Here is a 23,880-nt window from a genome sequence, read left to right on the forward strand (position 1 = left end):
CGCCGAGCTCGCTCAGCTTCGCTGACCCCGCCGATGAACCACGGCCAGGCCGCCCTTGGCCGGCGCGATCGCGATGCCCCGGTTGTGCGGCTTCTCCCCCGGCTCGGCGGTCGGTTCGAGGGTGAAGTCGCGCAGCATCGTGCGCAGGACGACGTTCATCTCCATCGTCGCGAAGGCGGCACCGATGCAGCGCCGCACCCCGCCCCCGAACGGGATCCAGCCGTACGTGTCGGGGCGCGCACCCACGAAACGGTCCGGGTCGAAGGCCGCCGCGTTCGGGAACAGCTCGTCCGCGTCGTGCAGCAGCGCGATCGACGCGGTCACCACCATGCCCTTCGGGATGCGCCAGCGGCCGATCTCGACGAACGGCGCGCGCACCTGCCGGGACGTCATCTCGACGACCGGGCGGGTGCGCTGGACCTCGATCAGCGTCGCCTCCCGGAGCGCGTCGTCGCCGGCCTGCAAACGTGCCAGCAGCGCCGGATGCCGCCGGATGCGTTCGACGGTCCAGGCCAGGGTGGTCGCCGTGGTCTCGTGACCGGCCGACAGCAGCGTGAGCAACTGGTCGGCGATCTGGGCGCGGCTCATCTCCGTACCGTCGTCGTAGCGCGACTGCAGCAGCATGGCCAGCACGTCGTCGCGCTCGTCGAGGCCGGACCGGGCCTGGTCGATCAGGCGGTCGATGATGGCGTCGTAGCGGGCCCGGTGGCGCCGGAACCGCGCCCACGGGCCACGCTCGCCCAGGAAACGACGCGAGATCGGCAGCACGGCCAGGATCGAGCCGAGCCGGACCATCGACGGGAGCAGCGCGCGCAACTCGTCGAGTTCGGCGCCTTCGGCACCGAAAACCGTCCCGAGAATGGCGTTCAGCGTGATGCGCATGGTCGACGGCATCACCGGGAACGGCCGGCCGGTCGGCCAGGAGGCCATCTCACGCTCGGCCGCCTGCTCGATCAGTTTCTCGTACGCGCGGAGCCGCCGGCCGTGAAACGGCGGCGTGAGCAGGCGCCGCTGGGTTTTGTGGTCCTCGCCCGTGATGGCGAACAGCGAGCCCGGGCCGAGCACCGAGCCGAGGTTGACGTCGGGGGTGTCGGCGTCCTCGGGCGAGAGCAGGAACATCTGCTTGATCTCGGCCGGGTCCGCGAGCATCACCATGCGACCCATGTTGAGCGTGGCGACGGTGAACGCCGTCCCGTAGCGCTCGCGGGCCCGGTGCATGGCCCGGTTGCGGTTGAGGGCGAAGGGCAGCGCCTGCAGCAGGCGGGGCCCCGACGGGCCATCGGGCAGGATCGCGGTCATCCACTACTCCCCACCGTGGTACGTCCTCGTACCGTTTGCACGGTACGCGCGCGTACCGAACGCGCACAAGTACTAATCTGTGCTGGATGACGACTACGGATCTGGCCGCCGGGTTCCGCCGCCGCCTGCTCGACGGGATGGCCGCCGCGATCCGCCGCGGCGGCTACGCCGAGACGACGGTGGCCGACATCGTCCGCGAGGCCCGCACCTCCCGCCGCACGTTCTACGCCCACTTCGCCGACCGCCAGGAGTGCCTGATGGCGCTGCTGCACGAGTCGAACGAGAAGACGATCGCCCGCATCGACCGGGCGGTCGACGCGCACGCGCCGTGGGAAACCCAGATCCGCCAGGCCATCGAGGCCTGGATCGCCGCCGTCCAGGCCGACCCGCCGATCACCCTGGCCTGGATCCGCGAGGTCCCGGCCCTCGGCACGAGCGCCCGCCGCATCCAGCGCGAGACCATGGACGCCTTCGTCATCCTGATCCAGCGCCTGACCGACACCCCCGAGCTGCGGGCGTCCGGCGTCCTGCCCCCGACCCCGCAGACGGCCACCGTCCTGCTCGGCGGCCTCCGCGAGCTGATCGCCACCACGGTCGAGGACGACGCCGACATCAGCGACCTCACCGAGGCGGCGGTCCATGCCACCAAGCTGCTCCTGGGCCCGCGCGGCTGAGGCCGGCGCCGCTCAGAACCCGGCGAGCTGCGGAGCCAGCGCAACGACGGTGAAGCGGATCGCCCGCCCGAGCAGGCAGGTCACCGCGAAGGTGGCCAGGCGCATCGGCGTGCGGCCCAGGTAGACGCTGGCCGCCAGCAGCGGCGGAAACCCGGTGACGGCGCTGACCAGCAGCACCCCGGTCGCTTGACCCGGCCGATCAAGCACCTCGACGAGCCGGGCACCGACCGCCTTCAAAGGCGCGAGCATCGCGCCCACCCGGCCGAGCGGCTGCGGCGCAGCGGGCAAGCCCCGCCCAGCAGGCAAGCCCGACCCCGCAGGCAAGCCCGGCCCAGCAGGCAAGCCCGACCCCGCAGGCAAGCCCGACCCAGCAGGCAGGTGCGACGCGGCGTGCGGATGGGGCGCGGCGGACGGATGAGACGCAACGGGCGGACCGGGCGGGCGGCGGGCGAGGCGGCGTTGCAACCAGCCGGAACGGATTGCGCCTCGTGCGCCGAGGAAGATCAGGACCTTGCCGGTGGTCTGCCCGGCGGCGGCGGCCACGCCGAGCGCCACGGGTGACGCGCCGGTCGTTGCCACGGCCGCGATCAGGTACGGCTCGGCGGGAGTGAACGGGAGGAACGCCGACAGGAGCCCGACGGCCGCGGCCGACAGGACGGTGATCATGGCCGGGTGCGCGGCGGGCCGGCCGGCAACCTGGCGGCGTAGACCAGCGAGGCGACCTTCACCGCGGCGACGCCGACGGCGAACGCGACGGCCACCGCCGCCGGCGCGAAAATCGCCAGGAGGACCACCGCGGCGGTGTTCAGCGCCTTCGCCGGCGGGGACCAGTTCCACCGGTAGATGCGCCGGTCGACGGTGGCGAAGTAGTTCGGGCTCAGCAGCGGCCAGCGCAGGAACATCAGGCTCAGCAGCTGGTCGATCACCATGAACTGGACGAGGAACACCGCGACCGGCAGAGCGGTCACGGGCCGCAGCACGATCAGCGCGGCCGCACAGGCGGACGTGCAGGCACGGTCGGCGACGATGTCGAAGACCGCGCCGGTGCGGGTCTCCTGCCCGAGAGCGCGGGCGGTGATCCCGTCGAGGATGTCACCGACCCAGTAGATCAGGTACGCGGCGACGAGCAGGTGAGCACTGCGGTGGCTCAGCGCCGCCACGGCGAGCCCGACCGAGGCGGCCGTCCGCACGGCGGTGATGACGTTCGGAACGTTGAGCAGGGTGACCGGCGGGCTCAGGCCGAAGGCGGTCATTCGGCGTCCTTGAGAATGCGTTGCATGTCCGCGGTGCGGCGGTTCAGATCCGCCAGCTGCGCGCTCATTTCGGTGAGCAGGCGCTGTGTCTCGGCGGCTTGCTCGGCGTACTGCCGCTGCGTTTCGGCCGACACGGCGACCCGCCGGCGGACGCCCGCGTACCAGACGCCCGCGATGATCACAGCCCCGACGACGATGAGAAAGACCGAGCCGGCGTCCATCTAACTGTTTCCTTTCGGTACGGCTTCGCCGTCACCGGCGTTGCTCAGGGTCGTGACGGCGACCGCCACCACGTCGGGCGTGAGGTGCAGAGAGAACGGGGTGATCTCGTAGTACTTGAGGGCTTTGCCGTCCTCGGACAGCTCCAGATGCGCGCTGACCAGCCCGGCCTTCTCCAGCTTCTTGAGGTGCACCTGCAGCAGCGCGCGGCTGATGCCGAGATCGCGGGCGAGCTGCGAGACGTAGGCACGGCCGCCGGTCAGCGCCGCGAGCACGCGCAGCCGATGCGGACTGGCCAGCGTGGCCAGGACCTCGACCAGCCGGTCCCCGCTCGCCTCCCACGACACTTCCGGGCTCATGCCAACTATTATTGGCAGGTGCAAGCGGAAGCGTCAACTGGCCCGGGGGCGCGGGCGCGAGTGGGGGGAATCCGATGCCGAAGCCGCGATCACGGCCAGCCGATGTCGGCGAGGAAGTCGTCGATCGCCGCTACCACGCGGGCCAGGACGGCAATCGAGTCGCTGACCGGGCCGGGTACCTGGAGGCCGTGGTTGGCCGCCGGGATCTCCAGCACATGCGGGGACAGCCGGGCGGCCCGGGCGCTGTCCCACGACGGGTCGCTGGCGCCGCCGATCAGCAGGCAGGGTGCGGTGGCTCGGGAGAGGCCGTCCACCACGAACTCGTCGGTGAGGAGCGGGGTCAGCCAGACCGCCGGGAGGCGGTGGTCGGCGGCCAGGCCGGCGGCGTTCGAGCCGAGGGACTTGCCAATCAGCAGCGGGGCGGCGGCGAGCAGGGGCGAGATCTCGTCGGAGATCCAGGCCTCGATCGGGTCGACCGGCGGCCGGGACCACCAGTGCCAGTGCACGGAAGCGCCTCGGCGTCCGGCTACCGTGCCCGCGTACAGGAGCAAGCCGGCAGCGGGGCCGAAGGCGCCGCCCGGAATGACCACCGCATGTGCCATGCCGCCAGAGACTAGTAGTCCGTCCCCGACATGAGGTCGGCGAAGGCGGCCGCGGCGGGCGGTGAGCGGAAGAGGCGCTCGAAGCGGGCCCTCGCCAGTTTGCGGCGGAACGGGTCGGCGATGCCGGCGTCGTGCACCATCTCGGTGAACCAGCGGGAGAACTCCTGGGCGTCCCACGTGCGGGCGAGGCAGGAGGAGGAATAGGCCTCGAGCGCGCCCGGGGAGCCGTCGATCAGGGCCGCGGCCAGGGTCGCGGCGTCGGAGAGGGCCAGGTTCATGCCCTTGGCGCCCATCGGAGTGATGATGTGGGCGGCGTCGCCGGCCAGGTGGAGGCGGCCGTACGCCATCGGCTCGGTGACGAAGCTGCGCATCTCGACGACCTCGCGGTCGGTGATCGTGCCGGTCGGCAGCGACGGGTCGCCGAGGCGCAGACGCAACTGGTCCCAGACGTACGAGGAGGGCCAGGCCAACGGGTCGTCGGCGAAGAACTGCAGGTAGAAGCGACTGGCCGCAGGGCCGCGGGCGAACTGCGCGGCGTAGCCGTGCGAACTGATCGCCATCAGCGGGTAGCGCGGCGGCGGGGCGTCGGCGAGCAACGTCAACCAGCCGATGCCGTGGTCGAACTCGTAGGTCGTCACAGCCGCGGACGGGATGCTGCGGCGGCTCACCCCGTGGAAGCCGTCGCAGCCGGCGATGTAGGAGCAGGCGATCTCGTGCGAGCCGCCGTCCGCGTCGGTGTAGGTGACCCGGGGCCGCGACGACGTCAGGTCGTGCAGGGCCACCTCCCGCGCCTCGAAGCGGACGTCGCCGACCGCGGCCAGCAGGCGCCGGACCAGCAACTGCTGCGGAAGGCTGCGGCTGGGACGGCCACCGGCCAGCGAGGGTACGTCCAGGAAGTGCGGCGAGCCGTCGTACCGGAGCTCCAGCAACGTCTCGGCGGGCGCGCCGGTCAGGATCTCGTCGGCCAGGCCGGCCTGATCGAAGATGCGGGTCGCGTGGTGGTCGAGGACCCCGGCGCGCTGGCGCTGCTCCACGTACGACCGTGCGCGGCGCTCGAGCACCACGCAGTCGATTCCGTTGCGCCGCAACAACAGGGCCAGGGTCAGGCCGGCCGGGCCGGCGCCGATGATCGCTACCCGGGTCGTCTCGCGCACAGGTAGAGATCATGCCGGGGAGAGGCCACGGCGTACACCGGCCGTCAGGACGATACTTCCTCAGTGGAGCGGCCCACCGCGTAGGCCACCGCGGTGATCACCAGAGCTCCGCCCAGCCCGAGCAGCAGCCCGAGGAACGGGCGGTCTTCGAAGAGCGAGCCGCCAACGTAGCCGAGCAGGGCCGCCTCCGTCGCCCAGAGCAGCACCCCGACGGCGGTGTACCAGTGGAACCGCACCGCGGAGTAGCCGACCAGGCCCGCCGCGAGCGCGGTCGCCGACCGGGCGCCGGGCAGGTAACGGGCGAACACGATCAGCAGACCGCCGCGGCTGTGCAGCAGCCGGCGCATGGTGCGCGGCCGCCTCACCCGCTCGGGCAGGCCGCGGCCGATGCGGAACGAGAGCTGGTCCCCCGCGTACGCCCCGCAAGCCGAAACGACGATCAAGAGGGAGAGGAGCGGCCGGCCGGTGTTCGCGGCGGCGACGCCGCAGGCGACGACCGTCGACTCGCTCGGCATGAAGGGCAGGATCGCGTCGAGCCCGGCGACCAGGAACACGATGGCCAGCACCCAGGGACTCGCGGCGATCGCGTTCAGGAAGTGCGGCATGCCGTAACGATCAGGTACGAGATGAACACTCTCGTGTACTTGGATCGACGTTTTGCTTGATTCCCGGATGCCGGCGCCGATCGAGGCGCTCATGACCGGTAGCAGCGTGGCGACGACCCCGATGACCGCGGCGGACCGGGTCACCATGCTGCTCGAGCAGGCCGAGAAGATGCGCACGACCGGCGACTACCGGGCCGGCACCGACCTGGCCCGCCAGGCGGCCGCGCTGGCCGAGTCGATCGGTGACGTGACCACCCGGGCCGATGCGCTGCGCTCGCTGGCCAACCAGCTGATGCGGCTCGGTGAGCAGGAAGCGGCGGTGACCGCCTGCCGCGACGCGATCCTGGCGCTGGAGGGCACCGGCGACGAGCGGGCGATCTGCCAGGTGCTGACCGCCGAAGCGATCCCGCTGACCGACCTCGGCATGTTCGACGAGGCCCTGGAGGCGCTCCAACGCGGCCGGGACATCGCGCACCGGCTGGGCGACGAGGGGCTGCTCTACTGGGTGCACAACCGCACCGGCGTGGTGCACGGCAGCATGGGCGACTACGACCTCAGCACCGAATACTTGATGCGGGCGCTGACCATGGTCGAGGGCATGGACGACGAGGCCCGCTTCTGCGTCCTCAACAACGTGGGCGACAACGCCGTACATCAGGTGCGGCTGAAACGGTCGGCGGGAGACGCCGACGGCGCCGAACGCACGCTGAGAGACGCGCTCGGCCATGTGGCCGAGGCGTTGGCGCTGGCCCGGGCGGCCGAGAATCCGTTCCGGCAGGCGATCAGCCTCGACAACTACGGCATGCTGCACGCGCTGGCCGGCGCCCACGAAACTGCGATGGCACTGATCGACGAGGCGCAGCGGATCTCCCAGCGGCACGGTTACAAGTCGATGGAGTCGGCGACACTGCAGCACCAGGCCCGCGTGCGGTTCATGCGCGGCGAGCACGCATCGGCGATCCGGGGGCTGCTCGACGCGCTCGACCGGGCGGTCGCGGCCGGCGAGAAGACCATGGTCACCGAGGTCCACCGCGAGCTGTCCGACGCGTACGAGCAGGTCGGCTCCTACCGGGAGGCGCTGCAGCACTACCGATCCTTTCACCAGCTCGACAGAGAGCAGCACAACGACGTGGCGGCGGCCCGGGCCCGGATGGCGGTGCACAGCTTCGAACTCGACAACGCCCGGGTGGAGGCGCAGCTGCACCGGCTACGCAGCGTCGAACTCGAGCGACAGGCAACCGAGGACGCCCTGACCGGCCTGCCCAACCGGCGTCTGATCGAGCAGAGCCTCCCCCGCCTCGCCCTGGACAACACCCGATTGTGCGTGGCGCTGGCCGACGTAGACCTGTTCAAGGGCGTGAACGACCGCTTCGGCCACCTGGTCGGCGACGAGGTCCTGCGCCGGATCGCCGCACTGCTCCGGTCACACGTCCGCGACGGCGACCTGGTCGCCCGGTTCGGCGGCGAGGAGTTCCTGATCGCGCTGACCGGCATCGAGCCGTCGGAGGCACGGGCCCGCTGCGAGGTGCTGCGGCTGCAGGTCGCGGACTACCCTTGGGACGAGGTTGCGCCCGGGCTCAAGGTCACGATGAGCCTAGGCCTGGCATCGGTCAAACCCGGCGGAACGGTTGCGGAGGCGCTTTCCAGCGCCGACGAGCACCTGTACGCCGCAAAACACCGCGGACGCAATCAGGTCGTCGCCTGACGGCGTGCCCGGGCATAGATGACGTTGGCCTGCAGCTCCCGGATATCGTGCTGGCGCAGCCAGGTGACGTTCGCGGTCCGCACCCGCCGCGCGGCGGCCAGGTCGAGCTGCTCGACGGTCGCCCGATAGCCGGTGCCCAGCACGATCGTCCACCAGTCGTCAGGCCGCGCCAGCGGGTGCGTGCCCGACTCCGCCTCGACGGTCGGCTTCGCCTCGACGCCAGGTTCCGCCCCGACGGCCGGGTCGGCCCCGACGCCCGGCTCCGCCCCGACGGCTTGGGCGGCCACGCCGGCCTCGCCGGCCACGCCGGCCACGCCGGCCACGCCGGCCACGCCGGCCACGCCGGCCACGCCGGCCACGCCGGCCACGCCGGCCACGCCGGCCACGCCGGCCTGGGCGAGCAGCCGTTCCAGCGCTGCCGGGTCGGTGACGCGGGTCCACGGGTGGAAGGCGCCCACCAGGTCCGGGCGGTCGGTGCCGACCGCGGCCCAGAACGCGGTGGTCGCCGGTTCGAGGAAATCCGGTCCCCAGATGGTGATCGCCAGGGTGCCGCCCGGGCGCACGAGCCGCCACAGTTCGGCGATCGCGGCGGCGATGTCGGGCAGGAAGAACACCCCGAAGACGCAGACCACCGCGTCGAACGACTCCGACGGCAGACCGGTGTGCTCGACGTCCGCGCTGCGGAACTCGGTGTTGGTCAGGCCGGCGGCGTCCGCCTTGGCCCGCGCAAGGGCGAGCGCCGGTTCGGAGAGGTCGAGACCGACGACCCGCCCGGTGGCACCGACGGCGTGCGCGGCGGGCAGCGCCGAGGCGCCGGTGCCACAGCAGGCGTCGAGGACGCGGTCGCCCGGACGCAGCCCGATCCGGGCGACGGTCTCCCGGCCGAACCGGTCCCAGAACGACAGCGCCGCATCATCGAAGTGATCGGCGGTGGCCGCGTAGGTGGCGGCGGAGACCTCCTTGATGCCGTCAGGCATGCGCACAGCATGCACTCCGGCCAGCCACCGGGCACCAAGTCGTCGGCAGCCCGACAACGCAGCAGCCCACGCCCGCGGCCCTAACCCACCGTCCGACGCCCAGCCACGCACGCCAGCGGCCAACGCCCAGCCACGCACGCCCAGCGGCCAACGCCCAGCAACCCACACCCAGCGGCCAACGCCCAGCAACCCACACCCACCGACCCACACCCGGCGACCGCACGCCCACCGGCCTACGCCCACCGACCCACGCCCGCCGACCGACGCCTAGCGACCCACGCCCGGCGACCCACGCCCGGCGACCCACACCCAACGACCCACGCCGAGGGCCTGCACCCCAGCGACCGTCGCCCGCCGACCGAAGCCCGCCGACCGAAGCCCGCCGACCCACACCCGGCGACCCACACCCGGCGACCCACACCCGGCGACCCACGCCGAGCGGCCTGAGCCAGCGACCCACACCCACCGGCCCACACCCACCGGCCTACGCTCAGCGACCCGGGCCCCGCGGCCTACGCTCGCCGATCCACTCCCCGCGCCCTACGCCCACCGGCCCACCACCCAGCGGCCTACGCTCGGCGACCCACGCCTCGCGGCCTGCGCTCAGCGCAGCGGGCTCAGCGGCCCGTGCGGTAGGCGGCGAAGGAACGCCGGTCGCCCTGCCACGCGGCGCGCGGGGCGACTCGTTCCAGGGCGGCCAGGTCGTCGCGGCCTAGGGTCAGGTCGCCGGCTGCGGCGTTCTGGAGTACCCGGGCGGCGTTGCGCGAACCGGGGATCGGCACCACGTCGGGGCCCTGGGCGATCAGCCAGGCCAGCGCCAACTGGCCGACGGTCACGCCTTGGGCGGCGGCCAGCCGCCGGAGTTCGGCGACCAGGGCTAGGTTGTGGTCGAGGTTGTCGCCGGCGAAGCGGGAATCGCCCGCCCGGAAGTCTCCCGCACCGAACGTGCCCGCCGGCAGCGCGCCGGTCAGCAGGCCCCGGCCCAGCGGACTGTAGGCGACCACACCGATGCCGAGTTCTCGCGCCGCGGGAATCACATCGTCCTCGGGCTCGCGCCACGACAGCGACCATTCGGTCTGGACCGCCGCGATCGGGTGGACGGCGGCCGCCGACTTCAACTGCTCGGGTGAGACCTCGGAGACGCCCAGGTGGCGGACCTTCCCCTCCTCGACCAGCGCGGCCATCGCCGCGATCGTGTCGGCGATCGGCACCGAGGGGTCCGGACGATGCAGGTAGTACAGGTCGATCACGTCTGTGCCGAGCCGCCCGAGGGACGCCTCGCAATAGCCCCGCACGTGTGACGGCCGGCCGTCGAGACGGGTCCCGGCGTCGCCGCGGACGATGCCGAACTTGGTGGCCAGCACGACCTCGTCGCGGCGCCCGCGCAGCGCGCGCCCGATCAGACGCTCGTTGTGCCCGTTGCCGTAGCTCATCGCGGTGTCGACCAGGGTGATGCCGGCGTCGAGAGCTGCCCGGATCGCCGCCTCGGAGAGCTCGTCGTCGGCCGGCCCGTAGGCCTGTGAGAACCCCATGCAGCCCAGCCCGACCGCCGACGTGGTCAGGCCACCCAACTGTTGCGTCTTCATACCGCCGAGCGTTCCGCTACCCCGGCCATCAGTCCAACAGCCGTTTGCGCTGGCATTCATCTCGGACCACGATAAGTCGCATGGAGCTGCGGCAACTGACGTACTTCGAGGCCGTGGCGCGCTGCGGCGGCTTCACCCGGGCGGCCCAGCAGTTGCACGTGGCCCAGTCCGCGGTCTCGGCGCAGATCCGGGCCCTCGAGTCGGAGCTCGGCGTCACGCTGTTCAGCCGTACGACCCGGCGGGTCACGCTCACCGCCGCCGGCGCCCGGTTCCTGGAGCATGCCCGCGCCGCCCTGTCCGAACTCGACAGCGCCCGCGGCGAGATCGCCGAACTGTCGGATGTGCTGCGCGGCCGGGTCGCGATCGGAGCCACGTCGGTGCTCGGGCCGTTCGACCTTTCGGCCGCCCTGGCCGGGTTTCACGGCCGCTATCCCGGCGTCGGATTGACATTGCGGTCCGGCCTGATCGCCACGCTGCTCGGCCGGCTCGACAGCGGCGAGGTCGATCTCGTGCTCGGCCCGATTCACGACGACCTTCCGGCCCGCTTCGCGGCCGGGCAATTGGCGACCGAATCGGTGGTGCTGGTGCTGCCGCCCGGTACGCGTCCGATTACCGGGCTTTCGGGCGTACGGGAAAAAGCGTTCGTGTGTCTCGCCGCCGAGAGTGGTCTCCGGGCCATTCTCGACGATGCCGCGAAAGCGGCGGGTTTCACGCCGCAGGTCCTTTTCGAGACGTCCAGCCCGGCGAGCATCCGTGAACTGGTGTCAGCCGGTCTCGGTGTCGCCCTGTTGGCGCAATCGGCCGCCGAGCGGGACGGGCCGCCGATTCAGATCTGCCGGCTGGAGCCGGCGCCCGCGCATCCGCCGATCGGTTTGATCCAGCACCGTGAGCACCGGCTGACCGCGGCCGCCCGGGCCTGCCGCCGCCACCTGCTCGAATCGGCCGCGTGACGGCGGCACGACGGGCCCCACGATCCGGGCGGCCACACGCTGTCCCTCGATCAGGCTTGGAGGTCGGTGCCGGCGCTCAGCGTCCGCCACTTCTCCAGCTCGGCCCGCTGGGCGTCGAGCACCTGCTCGAACCCGCTCAGCGCGTCGTTGCCCAGGAGCAGCAGGCCCGGGGCGTCGGGCGAGCCGACGGCCTCGATGATGGCGGCGGCCGCCTTCTCCGGGTCGCCGGGTTGCGTGCCGTGCACCCGGTCGTTGTCCTTGCGGCGCGGGCCGACGGTCTCGTCGTAGTCGGCGATGGACACGGCCGACCCGGCGAGGGAACGGCCGGCGAAGTCGGTGCGGAACCCGCCCGGTTCGACGGCCATGGCGGTGATGCCGAGCGGGGCCACCTCCTTGCGGAGCGAGGCGGTCATGCCTTCCAGGGCCGCCTTGACCGCCGCGTAGTAGCCGGAGCCGGGCGGCGAGATGCGCGCGCCGATCGACGAGATGTTGACGATGGCGCCGCGGCGGCGCTCGCGCATGCCCGGGAGCACCAGCTTGATCAGGTCGACCGCGCCGAAGAAGTTGGTCGCGAACAGACGCTCGACGTCCTTCGGGTCGCCTTCCTCGACCGCGGCCCGGTAGCCGTAGCCGGCGTTGTTGACGAGCACGTCGACGGCCCCGAACCGCTCGGTGGCCGCGTCGACCGCGGCCCGCGTCTGCACCGGGTCGGTGACGTCGAGGTCGAGAGCCAGCGCGTGCGACGGCGAGGTGGCCGCGAGATCGGCGACCCGGGCCGCGTCGCGGGCGGTGACCACGGCGTTGTCGCCCTTGGCCAGCACGGCGGCCGCGAGGGACCGGCCCAGGCCGGTGGAGCATCCGGTGATCAGCCACGTAGTCATGCCGTCCACCCTATGCCGCGGGTGGACGGCATTTCTCGCTACGGCTTCGGAGCCGGGCTGCTGCTGCTTGCCGGCAGCGGCGCGGGCCGTGCTCCGGCGGCGTCCGGGAGTACCGCCACCGCGGTGACGATGCCTAGGACGAAGCCGATGACGACGCAGACGAGAACCAGTTTGATCATGACCGAGAAACTCGACAGGACCTGCATGAGAATTCCCTCCCCCACTCAGTCCCGGGGGCGGACGCACGAGTCCGATACAGACGTGGGTCGGCCCCTGCGGGCGGTGACGTCCGCTGATGCCCGCGCCTCGACGCGCGGGCACCGCTGTGCTCAGGGATCACCTCCCTTTTCACCTTGGCGGGTCGGACCTCGAGCTGTTGCCGCAGCCGGAGGCCCGTGCAACCCGTACTTTGGAGTCTGTCAGAATGGGATTCCCAAAGACAGCGCTTGCAGCAACGCGATCCCACAGGTTGAACTACGACACATCGGAGGTACCCGCATATGCCCGGCATGACGGGCCCGATCGTTCCCCGCCGGCGGCTGGCCGAGGAGCTCAAGCGGCTTCGCAGCCAGGATGGCCGCAGCCTGGAAGAAATTGCGCAGGCACTGCTCATCTCCACGTCCAAGCTGTCGCGTCTGGAGACCGCCCAGGGAAGCCCGCAGGCCCGGGACGTCCGCGACCTGATCCGGGCGTACGGCGTGGACGAAGCCCTCGGCTCACGGATGATGCGCTGGGTGACCCAGGCCCGGCGACAAGGCTGGTGGAGCGACTACGAGTTCACGCCGGGCGGCTTCACCAGCGGGCTCGACGTCCACGTGGCGTACGAGTCGGAGGCGTCGGTCGAGCGGGCGTACACGATGCCCTTCTTCCCGGCGCTGCTGCAGACTGAGGCGTACGTGCGCGCCCTCTACCGCTCGCTGGAACCGTGGCGCGGCGACGACGAGGTCGACGAACTGGTCCGCCTGCGCAAGCGCCGCCAGGAACTGCTCGGCAAGCCCGAGGGACGGCCCCCACTCGACCTGGTCGTGGTCTGCCACGAGAGCGCCCTGCGGCAGGTCGTCGGCGACAAACAGATTCTCCACGAGCAGCTGAAAGCCGTCGACGGCGCCTTCGAGCGCGACAACGTGGAGTTCCGGGTCCTGCCGTTCGATAACTCACCGCCTTTTACCGCTACCTGCATGTACACCTATTTCGAGTTCGCCGATTCCCTCGATCGGGACGTAGTGCACATCGAAACGCACGCGGGCTACCGGCTGCTCGAGACCACCGAGAGCCTCCAGCAGTACCGGCGCTACTTCGACGAATTGCTGCGCCGGTCGTTGTCAGTACAGAAATCACACGACCTGGTTCGCTCGCGGATCCGCGAGCTCGACTGAATAGCCGAGGCCCCATGATCACCGACCAGCAGGGTACGGCGCTCGCGCGCGTCCAGCAGGAGCTGACCGAGCGCGGTTACGCGGTCGTCAGCGACACCGATCTCGGGCTCGACCTCGAGATCCGGCGGCACATCGTGCAGAACTACTTCACCGAGAAGGTTCTGCAGAGCGACCACCCCGCGGTGCACCAGGATCGCGACCGGGCCCGCGACGTGATCCGCTACGCCTGGGACGGCGATCACCTGCACGTGCGTGAGCACGACCGGATAGACATCATCAACCGCAGCGGCTTCGCTGGATCCCGTACGCCCAACCGCGCGCGGCTGCTCGACGAGGTCCCGATGGAGACCTGGGTCCGCGCGATGATCGCGCTGATCCCGCCGCACCGGCGCCAGAAGGAGGGCACCTTCGGCGTCAACTTCATGCGCACCCGCACCACGGTCGTCTCCGGCCCCCACCACGATGACGAGGAGTACGTGATCGTCTACGTGGCCGACAAGTACGGCGAGGGCGCCGAGACGACGCTCCACGACGTGGACGACCCGTCGAAGGTTGTGCTCCAGGTCACGCTCGCGCCGGGTGATCTGATCGTCTTCCGCGACGCGGACTACCTGCACAATGCCTCGCCGCTGACCGGGGATCACGCGCAGCGGGACGCACTCGTTTGCACCGTGAACTACCCGGAGACGTACCCGCTGCCCTGACCGCTCCTAGACTCCGACCATGACCAGCCTTGCCGACCAGGTGATCGCCGCGCTTCGCAGCGGATACGACGATCTCGCCGCGTACGCCGCGGCTTTGACCGATGAAGAACTCACCGCGCCGTCCGGCGCCTCCGAGTGGAACGTTTCGCAGGTGCTCAGCCACCTGGGCAGCGGGGCGGAGATCAACCAGGCCGCCGTGGAGCGGGCCCGCACCAAGGCCGGCTCCCCGCCGGACGGATTCAACCAGGGCGTCTGGGCACGCTGGGACGCGATGGGCCCGGTCGCCCACCGGGACGCCTTCATCGCCGCCAACGGTGAGCTGGTCGCGCTGTACGAGTCGCTGACCGCCGACGAGCGCCGCGACCTGCGGGTCGACCTCGGCTTCCTGCCCGCGCCGATCAGTGTGGGCGAGGCCGGCCGGATGCGGCTCAACGAGTTCTCCCTGCACACTTGGGACGCCAAGGTGGGTGCCGACCCGGCCACCACGGTCCCGGCCGATGCGGTGCCGCTGCTGTTCGACGCCATGGCGGGGCTGCTGGGCTGGATCGCCAAGCCGGACGCCCTCGGTGGCCGGTCGGCCTCCCTGGCGGTCGTGACCAGCGACCCGTCGCGGGAGTTCGGCCTCGAACTCGGCGAGAAGGTCGCGCTCAGCGGCACGCCCGCCGCGCCCGACGGCACCCTTCGGCTGCCGGCCGAGGCGTGGCTGCGACTGATCACGGGCCGGCTCGCCCCGGAGCACACGCCGGCCGGCGTGGAGATCGACGGGCCTCTTTCCCTCGACGATCTTCGGAAGGTTTTCCCCGGCTTCTAGGTGCGGCAACGGATCCGACCGGCCCGCGAGGGCCGGTTCGGGTCTGGCACCGTGCGGCCACTCGGAGTGAGGATGGCGGGATGATCGATTCCCGCACCGGCACGGACCGGCTCCCGCGATGGCTGCTCGACGAGTTGTCCACCGTGCCGTCGTACGACGCGTTCGCTGGGGTCGACGAACTGCACGCCGGTCTCCGCGGGATCGCCGACCGCTACCCCGACATCGCCCGCCTGCGACGATGCGGCAGTTCGCAACAGGGCGACCCGCTCTGGTGCCTCACCGTCCACCGCCGCCCGGGCGAGGAGCCCGGTTCGGCCCCGGAGGCCCTCGCCTTCGGGCTCCCCCACCCCAACGAGCCCATCGGTGGGCTGACCGCACTGCACCTCGCCGAGCGGTTGTGCTCCGACGCCGATCTCCGTGCCCGCCTCGGCCACCGCTGGCGGATCGTCGACTGCGCCGACCCGGACGGGCTGCGGCTCAACGAGGGCTGGCTGCGCGGACCGTTCACCCGCGCGCACTATGCCCGGCACTTCTACCGCCCGGCCGGAAACGATCAGGTCGAGTGGACGTTCCCGATCAACCACGAGGACGCGTACTTCGACGACCCCATCCCGGAGACGCAGGCGCTGATGCGGCTGATCGACGAGCATCGGCCGCAGTTCGTGGCGTCGCTGCACAACAGCGAGCTGGGCGGGGCGTACTACTGGCTCAGCCGGCCCGAGCCGGCGCTGCACCCGGTGCTGCAGGAGGTGCCGGCCCACCTCGGCATCCCGCTGCACCGCGGCGAACCGGAGGCGCCCGACCTGGTGCTGCTCGACGACGCGATCTACGAGGCGACGGCGCTGGCCAAGGTCTACGAGCAGACGCGGGCGCGGGGCGAGCCGTGGCTCTACGGCGGCGGCAGCACGACCTGGTACGCCAACCGCTGGGGCGCGCTGATGCTGGTCAGCGAGCTGCCGTACTGGCGCGACCCGCGGGCGGCCCACACCGACCCGTCGGGCGTCACCTACGCCGAGGCTCTGGCGGCCAACGCCTCGGCCATGGTGGAAATTGCCGAGCTGCTCACGCGTACGTTAGGGGCCGTGGAACGGCACCTCCTGGCGCCGAATTCCCCGTTCTGGCGGGCCAGCCGCTTCTTCGCCCGGGTGCTCGACGAGGTCGGCCCGGCGCGCCTGGCCCGCAGCCGCCGCCCCGATTCGGCCCGGCCGGCCACCGTGGCCGAGGCCAGCTCGCTGGCGCTCAACGTGCACGAGTGGCGGCTGCGTTACTGCGGGATCCTGCTTCGCGCGCTGCGCGGCGAAGCGGCGGTGGGCAATGTGCGGGCGCACGTCCGGGCCGCTCTGGGCGAGGTGGAGCAGACGTACGCGACGTGGGTGCGCGAGGACGAGCAGACCGCCGAGCTGGAACCGATCGAGATCCGCCGGCTGGTCGGCGTGCAGTACGCCGCGACGATCGCCGCCGCGGCGCACCTCAACGGGACCCTGTGAACCTTGGCAGCAGTGCCGGCACCCGGCGCATGTGCTCGGCGTAGGCGGGGCGCCGGGCCAGCGACCGCCGGTCCATCATCGGCACGCTCACGAACGCGAACAGCAGCACCATGAGGATCGGCCCGGCGACCGTCCACCACCAGGACGGCGCCGCGGCCAGCCCGAACAACCACAGTCCCCACCAGAAGACGATCTCGCCCAGGTAGTTGGGGTGCCGCGACCGGCTCCAGAGCCCGCGGTCGGCAATCTTCCCCCGGTTGGCGGGGTCGGCGGTGAAGCGGTGCAGCTGAATGTCGGCGACCGCTTCGATGGCGATGGCCGCGACGGTGACCCCGGCGGCCACCGCATCGATGACGTTCAGTTTACTGTGGTTGACGGCCGGCCATACCGCGAGCAGGCCGGCGAAGACGGTCAGCGTCGGCATCAGCTGGATGCCGGTCAGGCTGACGAGCCACCACGGCGCCCGGTTCTGCTCCCGGATCTGCACGTAACGCCAGTCCTCGTGGCCGAGCCCGCGCCAGCCGCGCGCCCAGTTGGCGGTCAACCGGACCGCCCAGGCCAGCACGAGGACGTCGACCATGATCTGACGGGCGCCCCCGGTGGTCCAGGCGAGCACGACGACGGGCGGGGCGACGCTCCAGTACGGGTCGTAGAGACTGGAGTTGCCGACCGCCATCGACGCCAGGAAGACGACCAGGGTCGCGGCGACGTCGGCCCAGAGCGCCACGGTCAGCGGATGGTGCCCGCCGAGTCCCTTCGCGACCGCCCAGGCCAGCCCGCCGGCGACCAGATAGGTGACGACGACGACCGCGAAACCGGTGGCCTTCGACGCGTCCGCCAGCCCACGCCCGACCCGATATCCACTGCCACCGCCAGATCCTGTTCGACTACCACCCCCGCATCCGGGTCATCCTTCCGACGCCGGACGGCCTGCGCAATGCCGGCATCGCCGACCTGATGCCGCTGGCCCTCCGCTGGACGGTCGAAGTGGGCACCCGGGCCTGGAATCGAGTAGGCCCGGTCAGATCGTGCGGCTGCGCTGGTCGATGCCCAGCGGGCCGTACGGGTAGTCGGCCGCCCGCGGGTCGCTCGCCTCGTCGAGGACGGTCGTCTCGTCGGCGCTCAGGTGCAGGCCGGCGGCGCGCAGGTTGGCCTGCAGCTGGTCGGTCGTGCGGGCGCCGAGGATCGTCGAGGTGACGCCGGGGCGGTCGGTCACCCAGGACAGCGCCACCTCGGCCATCGACACGCCGCGGGCCTCGGCGACACCCTGGACGGCGTCGATGACGTCCCACGTGCGTTCGGTGCCGCGCCGGTCCCAGGCTTCCATCCCGCGCTGCGGGTCTTCGCCCAGGCGGGTGGCGCCGGTCGGGCGCTCGTCGCGCCGGTATTTGCCGCTCAGCCAGCCGCCGCCCAGCGGGCTCCACGGCAGCAGGCCCAGGCCCGCGTCGAGCGAGGCCGGCACGATCTCGTGCTCGATCTCGCGCACCAGCAGGCTGTATTGCGGCTGCAGGCTCACCGGGCCGGCCAGCCCGAGCGACTGCGCCAGCAGCACCGCCTTGGTCAGCTGCCAGCCGGTGAAGTTGGAGAAGCCGTAGTAGCGGATCTTGCCGGCCCGGACGAAACCGTCCATCGTGCGCAGCGTCTCCTCGAGCGGGGTGTGCGCATCCCACGCGTGGGCCTGGTAGAGGTCGACGACGTCGACGCCGAGCCGGGACAGCGAGGCGTCGAGCGCCCGGGTCAGGTGCCGGGCCGACAGGCCGGCGCCGTTGGGGTCGGAGGCCATCGGGAAGCGGCCCTTGGTGGCGAGCACGATCGGCTCGGTGGCCGAGGCCGGGCGGGACGCCAGCCAGCGGCCGATGATCCGCTCCGATTCGCCGGCCGAATAGACGTCGGCGGTGTCGACGAACGTGCCGCCGGCCTCGACGAACATGTCGAGCTGGGCGTGCGAAACCTTCTCGTCGGACTCGTTGCCGAAGGTCATGGTGCCAAGACAAAGGGCCGAGACGGCGCATCCGCTGCGCCCGAGCGTCCGGTATTCCATGTCCCCAACCTAACGCCGGTTCGGGTGCGGCGCCTCGGCATGGTGCGCGGCGAGGACGTCGCCGCCGAAGTCGCCGTGCGGGCGCCGCAGCACGGTGTGCGCGTGCCCGTCGCCGTCGGCGGTCTGATCGAACTCGATCAGCAGGTCGGGACCCTGCACCCGGTAGTAGCAGCGCCGCCCCGGCTCCGGTGGCCCCTCCCAGGCGAAGTGCAGGTCGTCGGTCTGCAGCCGCTCGGCCAGCGCGTCCGGCAGCCGGCCCAGATAGGCCGCGGCGAGTTGGTCGAGCAGGGCCCGCTCGCCCGCGCGGAGGTCCTGGCGGGGCACCCCGAGCGGCGAAACGGCGGCCGCCCGCGGTTGTACGCCCGTACGGATGTCCCCCGGGGCCTGTAGGCTCACGACCGCCCGCCGGCGCGTCGCCGGGGCCATGCTCAGCAGCAGCTCACGGCCCAGGTCCTCCTCGACGCCGAGCGGGCGCAGCACCGGGCGCCCGGCCAGGTCGACCCGCGACGGGTTGGCGCCCAGGAAGACCGGAGCCGGCGAGACCACCCCGTCGGCCACGGTCATCGTCACCGACAGGTGGTGACCCTCGAAACGCCAGCCCCAGCGGTCGTCGCCGGGCGTGCCGAACACCAGCACCCGGTAGTCCTCGCTGTGCCGGCCGACGACGTAGCCCTCGCGCCGATCGAGCACCTCCTCCAGGCCGATGATCGCCATCGTCTGGGCGAACGCGGCCGGGCTCAGACCGGTCGCGAGCAGCCGGAACACCGCCTTGCGGGCATCCGTGCCGAGGCCGGCCAGGAGCAGGCCGGGGCGCGGCTCCGGGCGGTATTCGATCCAGCGCCGATCGGCGTCGGCCGCGAACGGCCGGGTGCCCTCGGCGCGCTGCCGGTCGTCGAACGTGGCCAGCAGGGTCGCCACCGCACGTTTCATGTCGTCAGCCACGCTGCCACCCTAGACGGGACGGGCTGCGGTCGAGCGCGAAGCTGGTCGCCGCCAGGGCCAGGCCGGCCACGCCGAGGAAAGCGCCGATCCACGACGGAGCCCGGTAGCCCAGCCCGGCCGCGATCACCACGCTGCCGAGGGCCGCGCCGAGGCTGTTGGCGATGTTCATGGCCGACTGGTTGACCGCGGCGCCCATCAGCTGGGCGCCCGGCGCCACCGCGATCAGCCGGGCCTGCAGGGCCGGGCCGAGGAACAGGCTCGTGGCCCCGAGCAGGAAGGCGCCCGCGAAGAGGCCGACCGGCGAGCCCGCGGCCAGGCCGAAGAAGAGGATCGCGACGATCATGCCGGCGAAGCCGAGGAGCATGGCGCGGCGCAGATCGCGGTCGGCGTACCAGCCGCCGAGCGCGTTGCCGACGGTCATCCCGAGGCCGACCGCGACCAGGACCCACGACACGGTTCCGGACGAGAGCCCGGTCACTGAGGTGGTCACCGGGGCGATGTAGCTGTCGACCGCGAAGAAGCCGCCGAAGCCGACCGCGGCCGTGGCGGCGACCAGCCACACCTGGGGGCGGCGCAGGGAGCGGAGTTCGGCCGCCGGTGATCCGCCGGCGGCGGGCGTGTCGGGCACGGTGGCGAGCACGGCCAGCAGCGCGAGCAGGAAGACCGCGGCGATGACCAGGTAGGCGATCCGCCAGCCGGACCGCTGCCCGAGCAGGGTGATCAGCGGGACGCCGGCCACGTTGGCCGCGGTCAGGCCGCTGAGCACGGCCGCGAACCCGCGCCCCTCGCTGCCCGGGCCCATCAGCGAGGCGGCCAGGAGACCGGCGGCGCCGAAATAGGCGCCGTGCGGCAGGCCGGCCGCGAACCGCGCGACCAGCACGAGCCCGAAGGTCGGCGCGACTGCCGAGGCCACGGTCCCGAGCACGAACAGCACCAGAAGGCCGAGAACAAGCCGCTTTCGCGGCATCCGGGCGGTGAGGGCGGCGATCAACGGTGCGCCGACGACCACCCCCAGGGCGTACGCGGTGATCATCCAGCCGGCGTGGGCGACCGCGTCCGAGGTGCTGGTGGCGTACTGCGACCGCAGTACGTCGTGCGCGATCTGGGGCAGGAGGCCGGCCGGCACGAACTCGGTCAGGCCGATCGCGACCGCCCCGAGGGCCAGTGCGAGCAGCGCCGACCAGCGGCGGCGGGAGGTGAGGTCGTCCACTGACCGGACTTTAGCAACGCTGTTGCTTTAGTAGTAGTGTGACGTCGTGCACTTGGGCTTCCTGCGCGACTACCACGAGTCGCTGGTCATCGCGCTGGCCCGCACGATGCCGGCGATCGAGCGCGGCACGGTCGCCGAGCGGACCGGTCTCACCCCGCAGGCCGTTTCCAAGGTGCTCGCCCGGCTGGTCGACGAGGGCGTGATCGCTGCGTCCGGCGTACGCCGCCCGGCGCTCGGCAAACCGGCCGCGGTCTACCGGCTCGTCCCCGAGAGCCACTGGGCGATCGGCGCCCACGTCACTCGGCGGGCACTGCGGCTGGCCCTCACCGACCTGGCCGGCACGATCCATGCCACGTCCAGCACTCCCCTGCCGGCCGACTTCACGCCGGCCCAGCTGCTGGAGCGGCTGGTGTCCGGCGTCGCTTCGCTGCGCGGCGGCCGAGACCTGGACGGCGTCGGCATCGGCATGATCGGCCCGCTCGACCACGCCGAAGGCATCGTGCGGGACGCTCACCGATTGCGGCACTGGCACGACGTACCCCTGAAGGCGCAAGCGACGCAGGTGCTTGATCTCCCGGTCATCGTCGACAAGGACGTCACCGCCGGCGTAACCGCCGAAGCCTGGCGCCGCGGCGCGGAATTCCGCGACGCGGCCCTGATCATGGTCGAGTCCGGCGTCGGCGCCGGACTGTGGCTCTCGGGCGCGGCCCACCGGGGAGCACACACCAACGCGGGCGAGTTCGGCCATGCGGTCATCCAGGCGGGCGGGCCGCCCTGCGTCTGCGGCCGGAGCGGGTGTCTGGAAGTCGTCCACGACCGCGCGGCGACGCCGTCGGCCGCCGCGGCCGTGCTGGCCACCGGCGTCGTCAACCTGCTGCAGACCCTCGACCTCGGCCACATCGTGCTGGCCGGCGCCGACTTGCTCGAGCACGGCGAGGTCTATCGGCGGGTGATCGAGCAGGCGGTCCGCACCGAGGTACCGCGCGCCGACTGGCTGACCGCGGAGGTCTCCCTGACCAGCCTCGGCACCGACGCGATCGCGGCCGGGGCGGCCATCCAGGTGCTCGACGCCCGGTACGGCCCGCCCGCGCCGACCACCCTCCGGCTCGGCGGCTGAGCCGGAGCGGACGCCGGGGCCGGTCGCAGCGCTTTCGTAGTCCCGGCCGGCCGGCCGACAACCTCCCACGACCCGGCTCGACCTGGGGACGTTCTCCTCATCGGGCCGGCCGCGATCGTGTTCGCCCGCCGGGCGTAGCGCTACCTGATCACGGTGCCGGTGACCGGGCCGCCGGCCTCGAGGTCGGCGACCTTGACCAGGCCGGCCCAGCCGTCGTCGTACTTGAGGACGACCCGGGTGTCGGGCTCCTCGGCGCCGCGCTCGTCCTGCCGCACGATGTCGCGGACCTCGGCCGCCTGGCCGGCGTCGAGCCGGGCGCCCTGCGCCGTGCCGGTGGCCCGGACGCTGCCGAGGGAGCCGTTGAGGACCAGGCACAGCCCGGTGCCCCCGGCCTCGACGTAGTAGGTGTCGGCGTCGCACATGCCGAGGAACCGGCCGACCACGCCGGGCCGGTCCTTCGGGGCGACCACAGTGCTGATCGCGTCGTCGACGGTGTAGACCTCGACCGTGTGCACGCCCGCGGGCAGCGGCCGGTTGCCGGCGTGGCTCACGACGTAGGCGGCGCCGGTCGCGGCGGTGGTCAGGACGGCGCCGGCCCCGGCGGCGAGCACCAGGGGCCATCGGCGGCGACGACGGGGGCGGGTCGCGATCGGACGGTCGAGCTCGATGGTCGATGTCATGGGCTCAACCTATTGACGGGTGGCCGCCGCTCACGTGAGTCGGCGTACTCAACAGTCGTCAGCACGAGACGCCGGGCGGCTCGGGCGTCGAATCGCTGCGGTGCAGGCGCCGACTCGTCAGCGCGCGTCGGCGATCAGGGCACGCAGGCGGTCGAGGGCGTCCTGGCGGGCGGCGGTCAGGGACGGCTCGGCCACCTCGGTCGCGCGAAGCGGTACGGGGCGTGGGGTGCCGGCGACCGCCGCCACGATCTCGAGCAGCAGGGCCGGGCCCCAGGCGCCGCCGAGGACGATCTCCGCGGGGTCGGTCAGGGCCACGATGGCGGCCACCACGCCGGCGACCGCCTTGCCGATCATCGACCGGTCGTCGGCGCGGGCGGCGAGGAGTCGAGGGACGTCGATCGCGCTCGAATCGGGCCGCCGGAGGCCCAGGCGGCCGAAGACCTCGATGAACGGGGTCGCGCGGCCGTCGACGCCCGTCGTCAGGATGTGGGCGATCTCGCCGGCCAGGCCGAAGCGGCCGCGCTGAACGGAACCGTCGCTGACGATTGCGCAGCCGAGGCCCTCGCCGAGGAACAGGTAGGCGAAGTCGGCCGAAGCGGACTCGGCGCGGGCCGCCCAGTTGACGTCGTTGTCGACCACGATCGGTCCGTCCACCGAAGAAGCCAGGACCGCGACCGGGTCGAGGGAGCCGACCAGGAACGGGGCGTCCGGCAACTGCACCAGGCGGCCCGACTCGCGATCGACCGGATCGGCGGCACTGATCACGGCGAGCCGCGGCCGTCGCACGGACGGCCCTGGGGACGCTGTGCCCGGTGAGGGCGTCACGGCGGGCGGCGTACCGAAAGAAGCCGCAACCAGATGCAGCGCCCTGACCACCGCGGCCGGCTGGGCCGGCCGGGTGATGGACCGGGCGGCGCGGGCGAGGGTGTCGCCGTAGGCATCGATGAGCTCGGCGGTGACGCCGGTCGGCGCGATGCCGACGACCAGCGCGGATCCGGGGTCGGCGAGCGCGTAGTACTGGCCGACGCGGCCCATCCCCCGGCCGCCCGGTGTGCGTTCGCCGGTGTCGGCGACGAGGCCGCGCTCGGTGAGCCGCCGGACGCTCTCGCCGGCGGTCGGCTTGGAGATGCCGATCTCGGCGGCCAGTTCGGCCCGGGTGAGGCGGCGGTGCTGCATGAGGGCGCGCAGGACCTGCTCGTCGGTCAGCGAGCGAACCGGGTTGGTCTCCACGTGCCGATTCTAGTCAGG

Annotated in this window: 26 protein-coding genes; 8 read left to right on the top strand and 18 right to left on the bottom strand. The window is 72.2% G+C overall.

Going from position 1 to position 23,880, the window contains the following annotated elements:
• Positions 1–12 precede the first annotated feature (12 nt).
• Positions 13–1,299 carry a cytochrome P450 gene (locus ACIA5C_RS32210; RefSeq protein WP_396061635.1) on the bottom strand — a complete coding sequence of 429 codons (1,287 nt, stop codon included), beginning with the start codon at positions 1,297–1,299 and terminating at the stop codon, positions 13–15.
• 86 nt (positions 1,300–1,385) lie between these two features.
• Between ACIA5C_RS32210 and ACIA5C_RS32215 the strand changes: the two genes are divergently transcribed.
• Entirely contained in the window at positions 1,386–1,973 is a 588-nt protein-coding gene (locus tag ACIA5C_RS32215; RefSeq protein ID WP_396061638.1) for a TetR/AcrR family transcriptional regulator, read from the top strand.
• Positions 1,974–1,985: 12 nt separating this feature from the next.
• Here ACIA5C_RS32215 and ACIA5C_RS32220 read toward each other — a convergent pair whose 3' ends face one another.
• From ACIA5C_RS32220 to ACIA5C_RS32250, 7 genes are all read right to left on the bottom strand, one after another.
• A complete protein-coding gene (locus ACIA5C_RS32220) occupies positions 1,986–2,639 on the bottom strand; it encodes a hypothetical protein (protein WP_396061640.1) in 654 nt (217 codons plus the stop codon).
• Positions 2,636–3,226, bottom strand: a complete 591-nt coding sequence (locus ACIA5C_RS32225) for a CDP-alcohol phosphatidyltransferase family protein (protein WP_396061643.1) — start codon at positions 3,224–3,226, stop codon at positions 2,636–2,638. Before ACIA5C_RS32225 ends, ACIA5C_RS32220 begins: the two co-directional genes overlap by 4 nt.
• Complete coding sequence (locus ACIA5C_RS32230) at positions 3,223–3,447, bottom strand: hypothetical protein (RefSeq protein ID WP_396061646.1); 225 nt, start codon at positions 3,445–3,447, stop codon at positions 3,223–3,225. Before ACIA5C_RS32230 ends, ACIA5C_RS32225 begins: the two co-directional genes overlap by 4 nt.
• Positions 3,448–3,804, bottom strand: a complete 357-nt coding sequence (locus ACIA5C_RS32235) for an ArsR/SmtB family transcription factor (RefSeq protein ID WP_396061649.1) — start codon at positions 3,802–3,804, stop codon at positions 3,448–3,450.
• A gap of 89 nt (positions 3,805–3,893) precedes the next feature.
• Positions 3,894–4,406, bottom strand: coding sequence for an alpha/beta hydrolase (locus tag ACIA5C_RS32240; RefSeq protein WP_396061652.1), 513 nt, complete (start codon positions 4,404–4,406; stop codon positions 3,894–3,896).
• An 11-nt stretch (positions 4,407–4,417) separates the two neighbouring features.
• Complete coding sequence (locus ACIA5C_RS32245; protein WP_396061655.1) at positions 4,418–5,560, bottom strand: 4-hydroxybenzoate 3-monooxygenase; 1,143 nt, start codon at positions 5,558–5,560, stop codon at positions 4,418–4,420.
• A 44-nt stretch (positions 5,561–5,604) separates the two neighbouring features.
• Positions 5,605–6,165 (bottom strand): DedA family protein, encoded by a 561-nt coding sequence (locus tag ACIA5C_RS32250; protein ID WP_396061657.1) that lies wholly within the window; start codon positions 6,163–6,165, stop codon positions 5,605–5,607.
• A 67-nt stretch (positions 6,166–6,232) separates the two neighbouring features.
• Between ACIA5C_RS32250 and ACIA5C_RS32255 the strand changes: the two genes are divergently transcribed.
• Entirely contained in the window at positions 6,233–7,870 is a 1,638-nt protein-coding gene (locus ACIA5C_RS32255; protein WP_396061660.1) for a diguanylate cyclase, read from the top strand.
• Here ACIA5C_RS32255 and ACIA5C_RS32260 read toward each other — a convergent pair.
• Both ACIA5C_RS32260 and ACIA5C_RS32265 read right to left on the bottom strand, forming a co-directional pair.
• Positions 7,855–8,847 carry a class I SAM-dependent methyltransferase gene (locus ACIA5C_RS32260; protein WP_396061663.1) on the bottom strand — a complete coding sequence of 331 codons (993 nt, stop codon included), beginning with the start codon at positions 8,845–8,847 and terminating at the stop codon, positions 7,855–7,857. The genes ACIA5C_RS32255 and ACIA5C_RS32260 overlap by 16 nt on opposite strands.
• 617 nt (positions 8,848–9,464) lie before the next feature.
• The gene (locus ACIA5C_RS32265; RefSeq protein ID WP_396061666.1) at positions 9,465–10,433 is read right to left on the bottom strand and encodes an aldo/keto reductase; all 969 of its coding nucleotides are present in this window, start codon (positions 10,431–10,433) and stop codon (positions 9,465–9,467) included.
• 80 nt (positions 10,434–10,513) lie between these two features.
• Between ACIA5C_RS32265 and ACIA5C_RS32270 the strand changes: the two genes are divergently transcribed.
• On the top strand, positions 10,514–11,383 hold the full coding sequence (locus ACIA5C_RS32270; protein WP_396061669.1) for a LysR family transcriptional regulator: 870 nt from the start codon (positions 10,514–10,516) through the stop codon (positions 11,381–11,383).
• 50 nt (positions 11,384–11,433) lie between these two features.
• Here the strand turns inward: ACIA5C_RS32270 and ACIA5C_RS32275 are convergent, their stop codons facing one another.
• Both ACIA5C_RS32275 and ACIA5C_RS32280 read right to left on the bottom strand, forming a co-directional pair.
• Complete coding sequence (locus ACIA5C_RS32275) at positions 11,434–12,264, bottom strand: oxidoreductase (RefSeq protein ID WP_396061672.1); 831 nt, start codon at positions 12,262–12,264, stop codon at positions 11,434–11,436.
• A 38-nt stretch (positions 12,265–12,302) separates the two neighbouring features.
• Entirely contained in the window at positions 12,303–12,470 is a 168-nt protein-coding gene (locus ACIA5C_RS32280) for a hypothetical protein (protein WP_396061675.1), read from the bottom strand.
• Positions 12,471–12,764: 294 nt separating this feature from the next.
• On the opposite strand from ACIA5C_RS32280, the gene ACIA5C_RS32285 reads away from it, so the two are divergent.
• The 4 genes from ACIA5C_RS32285 to ACIA5C_RS32300 all read left to right on the top strand — a co-directional run bounded on the left by ACIA5C_RS32285 (position 12,765) and on the right by ACIA5C_RS32300 (position 16,642).
• Positions 12,765–13,640: a helix-turn-helix domain-containing protein gene (locus ACIA5C_RS32285; RefSeq protein WP_396061678.1), complete on the top strand. Its 876-nt coding sequence runs from the start codon at positions 12,765–12,767 to the stop codon at positions 13,638–13,640.
• A gap of 14 nt (positions 13,641–13,654) precedes the next feature.
• Positions 13,655–14,344, top strand: a complete 690-nt coding sequence (locus ACIA5C_RS32290) for a 2OG-Fe dioxygenase family protein (protein WP_396061681.1) — start codon at positions 13,655–13,657, stop codon at positions 14,342–14,344.
• Positions 14,345–14,363: 19 nt separating this feature from the next.
• Entirely contained in the window at positions 14,364–15,155 is a 792-nt protein-coding gene (locus ACIA5C_RS32295; protein WP_396061684.1) for a maleylpyruvate isomerase family mycothiol-dependent enzyme, read from the top strand.
• Positions 15,156–15,235: 80 nt separating this feature from the next.
• Complete coding sequence (locus ACIA5C_RS32300) at positions 15,236–16,642, top strand: M14 family zinc carboxypeptidase (protein WP_396061687.1); 1,407 nt, start codon at positions 15,236–15,238, stop codon at positions 16,640–16,642.
• Here the strand turns inward: ACIA5C_RS32300 and ACIA5C_RS32305 are convergent.
• The 4 genes from ACIA5C_RS32305 to ACIA5C_RS32320 form a co-directional block, all read right to left on the bottom strand.
• Positions 16,626–17,369 carry a DUF1295 domain-containing protein gene (locus ACIA5C_RS32305; protein WP_396061690.1) on the bottom strand — a complete coding sequence of 248 codons (744 nt, stop codon included), beginning with the start codon at positions 17,367–17,369 and terminating at the stop codon, positions 16,626–16,628. The two genes, ACIA5C_RS32300 and ACIA5C_RS32305, sit on opposite strands and share 17 nt — an antisense overlap.
• A 294-nt stretch (positions 17,370–17,663) precedes the next feature.
• On the bottom strand, positions 17,664–18,683 hold the full coding sequence (locus tag ACIA5C_RS32310) for an aldo/keto reductase (RefSeq protein ID WP_396061693.1): 1,020 nt from the start codon (positions 18,681–18,683) through the stop codon (positions 17,664–17,666).
• A gap of 9 nt (positions 18,684–18,692) precedes the next feature.
• Positions 18,693–19,613: a DUF3500 domain-containing protein gene (locus ACIA5C_RS32315; protein WP_396062278.1), complete on the bottom strand. Its 921-nt coding sequence runs from the start codon at positions 19,611–19,613 to the stop codon at positions 18,693–18,695.
• A gap of 4 nt (positions 19,614–19,617) precedes the next feature.
• The gene (locus ACIA5C_RS32320) at positions 19,618–20,835 is read right to left on the bottom strand and encodes an MFS transporter (RefSeq protein WP_396061696.1); all 1,218 of its coding nucleotides are present in this window, start codon (positions 20,833–20,835) and stop codon (positions 19,618–19,620) included.
• 46 nt (positions 20,836–20,881) lie between these two features.
• Between ACIA5C_RS32320 and ACIA5C_RS32325 the strand changes: the two genes are divergently transcribed.
• Complete coding sequence (locus ACIA5C_RS32325) at positions 20,882–21,952, top strand: ROK family protein (protein ID WP_396061700.1); 1,071 nt, start codon at positions 20,882–20,884, stop codon at positions 21,950–21,952.
• A gap of 140 nt (positions 21,953–22,092) precedes the next feature.
• On the opposite strand, the gene ACIA5C_RS32330 is transcribed toward ACIA5C_RS32325, so the two are convergent.
• Both ACIA5C_RS32330 and ACIA5C_RS32335 read right to left on the bottom strand, forming a co-directional pair.
• A complete protein-coding gene (locus ACIA5C_RS32330; protein ID WP_396061703.1) occupies positions 22,093–22,632 on the bottom strand; it encodes a hypothetical protein in 540 nt (179 codons plus the stop codon).
• Positions 22,633–22,749: 117 nt separating this feature from the next.
• A complete protein-coding gene (locus ACIA5C_RS32335; RefSeq protein WP_396061706.1) occupies positions 22,750–23,862 on the bottom strand; it encodes an ROK family protein in 1,113 nt (370 codons plus the stop codon).
• Positions 23,863–23,880: the final 18 nt, after the last annotated feature.

This window comes from Actinoplanes sp. NPDC051343 (genome assembly GCF_044455125.1).
In the GTDB taxonomy this organism is placed as follows: domain Bacteria; phylum Actinomycetota; class Actinomycetes; order Mycobacteriales; family Micromonosporaceae; genus Actinoplanes.

What these genes read in the sequence shown, in the direction of transcription:
- ACIA5C_RS32210 (WP_396061635.1), bottom strand. Translation starts at nt 1,299, where the DNA reads ATGACCGCGATCCTGCCCGATGGCCCGTCGGGGCCCCGCCTGCTGCAG.
- ACIA5C_RS32215 (WP_396061638.1), top strand. Translation starts at nt 1,386, where the DNA reads ATGACGACTACGGATCTGGCCGCCGGGTTCCGCCGCCGCCTGCTCGAC.
- ACIA5C_RS32220 (WP_396061640.1), bottom strand. Translation starts at nt 2,639, where the DNA reads ATGATCACCGTCCTGTCGGCCGCGGCCGTCGGGCTCCTGTCGGCGTTC.
- ACIA5C_RS32225 (WP_396061643.1), bottom strand. Translation starts at nt 3,226, where the DNA reads ATGACCGCCTTCGGCCTGAGCCCGCCGGTCACCCTGCTCAACGTTCCG.
- ACIA5C_RS32230 (WP_396061646.1), bottom strand. Translation starts at nt 3,447, where the DNA reads ATGGACGCCGGCTCGGTCTTTCTCATCGTCGTCGGGGCTGTGATCATC.
- ACIA5C_RS32235 (WP_396061649.1), bottom strand. Translation starts at nt 3,804, where the DNA reads ATGAGCCCGGAAGTGTCGTGGGAGGCGAGCGGGGACCGGCTGGTCGAG.
- ACIA5C_RS32240 (WP_396061652.1), bottom strand. Translation starts at nt 4,406, where the DNA reads ATGGCACATGCGGTGGTCATTCCGGGCGGCGCCTTCGGCCCCGCTGCC.
- ACIA5C_RS32250 (WP_396061657.1), bottom strand. Translation starts at nt 6,165, where the DNA reads ATGCCGCACTTCCTGAACGCGATCGCCGCGAGTCCCTGGGTGCTGGCC.
- ACIA5C_RS32255 (WP_396061660.1), top strand. Translation starts at nt 6,233, where the DNA reads ATGCCGGCGCCGATCGAGGCGCTCATGACCGGTAGCAGCGTGGCGACG.
- ACIA5C_RS32260 (WP_396061663.1), bottom strand. Translation starts at nt 8,847, where the DNA reads ATGCCTGACGGCATCAAGGAGGTCTCCGCCGCCACCTACGCGGCCACC.
- ACIA5C_RS32265 (WP_396061666.1), bottom strand. Translation starts at nt 10,433, where the DNA reads ATGAAGACGCAACAGTTGGGTGGCCTGACCACGTCGGCGGTCGGGCTG.
- ACIA5C_RS32270 (WP_396061669.1), top strand. Translation starts at nt 10,514, where the DNA reads ATGGAGCTGCGGCAACTGACGTACTTCGAGGCCGTGGCGCGCTGCGGC.
- ACIA5C_RS32275 (WP_396061672.1), bottom strand. Translation starts at nt 12,264, where the DNA reads ATGACTACGTGGCTGATCACCGGATGCTCCACCGGCCTGGGCCGGTCC.
- ACIA5C_RS32280 (WP_396061675.1), bottom strand. Translation starts at nt 12,470, where the DNA reads ATGCAGGTCCTGTCGAGTTTCTCGGTCATGATCAAACTGGTTCTCGTC.
- ACIA5C_RS32285 (WP_396061678.1), top strand. Translation starts at nt 12,765, where the DNA reads ATGCCCGGCATGACGGGCCCGATCGTTCCCCGCCGGCGGCTGGCCGAG.
- ACIA5C_RS32290 (WP_396061681.1), top strand. Translation starts at nt 13,655, where the DNA reads ATGATCACCGACCAGCAGGGTACGGCGCTCGCGCGCGTCCAGCAGGAG.
- ACIA5C_RS32295 (WP_396061684.1), top strand. Translation starts at nt 14,364, where the DNA reads ATGACCAGCCTTGCCGACCAGGTGATCGCCGCGCTTCGCAGCGGATAC.
- ACIA5C_RS32300 (WP_396061687.1), top strand. Translation starts at nt 15,236, where the DNA reads ATGATCGATTCCCGCACCGGCACGGACCGGCTCCCGCGATGGCTGCTC.
- ACIA5C_RS32310 (WP_396061693.1), bottom strand. Translation starts at nt 18,683, where the DNA reads ATGGAATACCGGACGCTCGGGCGCAGCGGATGCGCCGTCTCGGCCCTT.
- ACIA5C_RS32315 (WP_396062278.1), bottom strand. Translation starts at nt 19,613, where the DNA reads ATGAAACGTGCGGTGGCGACCCTGCTGGCCACGTTCGACGACCGGCAG.
- ACIA5C_RS32330 (WP_396061703.1), bottom strand. Translation starts at nt 22,632, where the DNA reads ATGACATCGACCATCGAGCTCGACCGTCCGATCGCGACCCGCCCCCGT.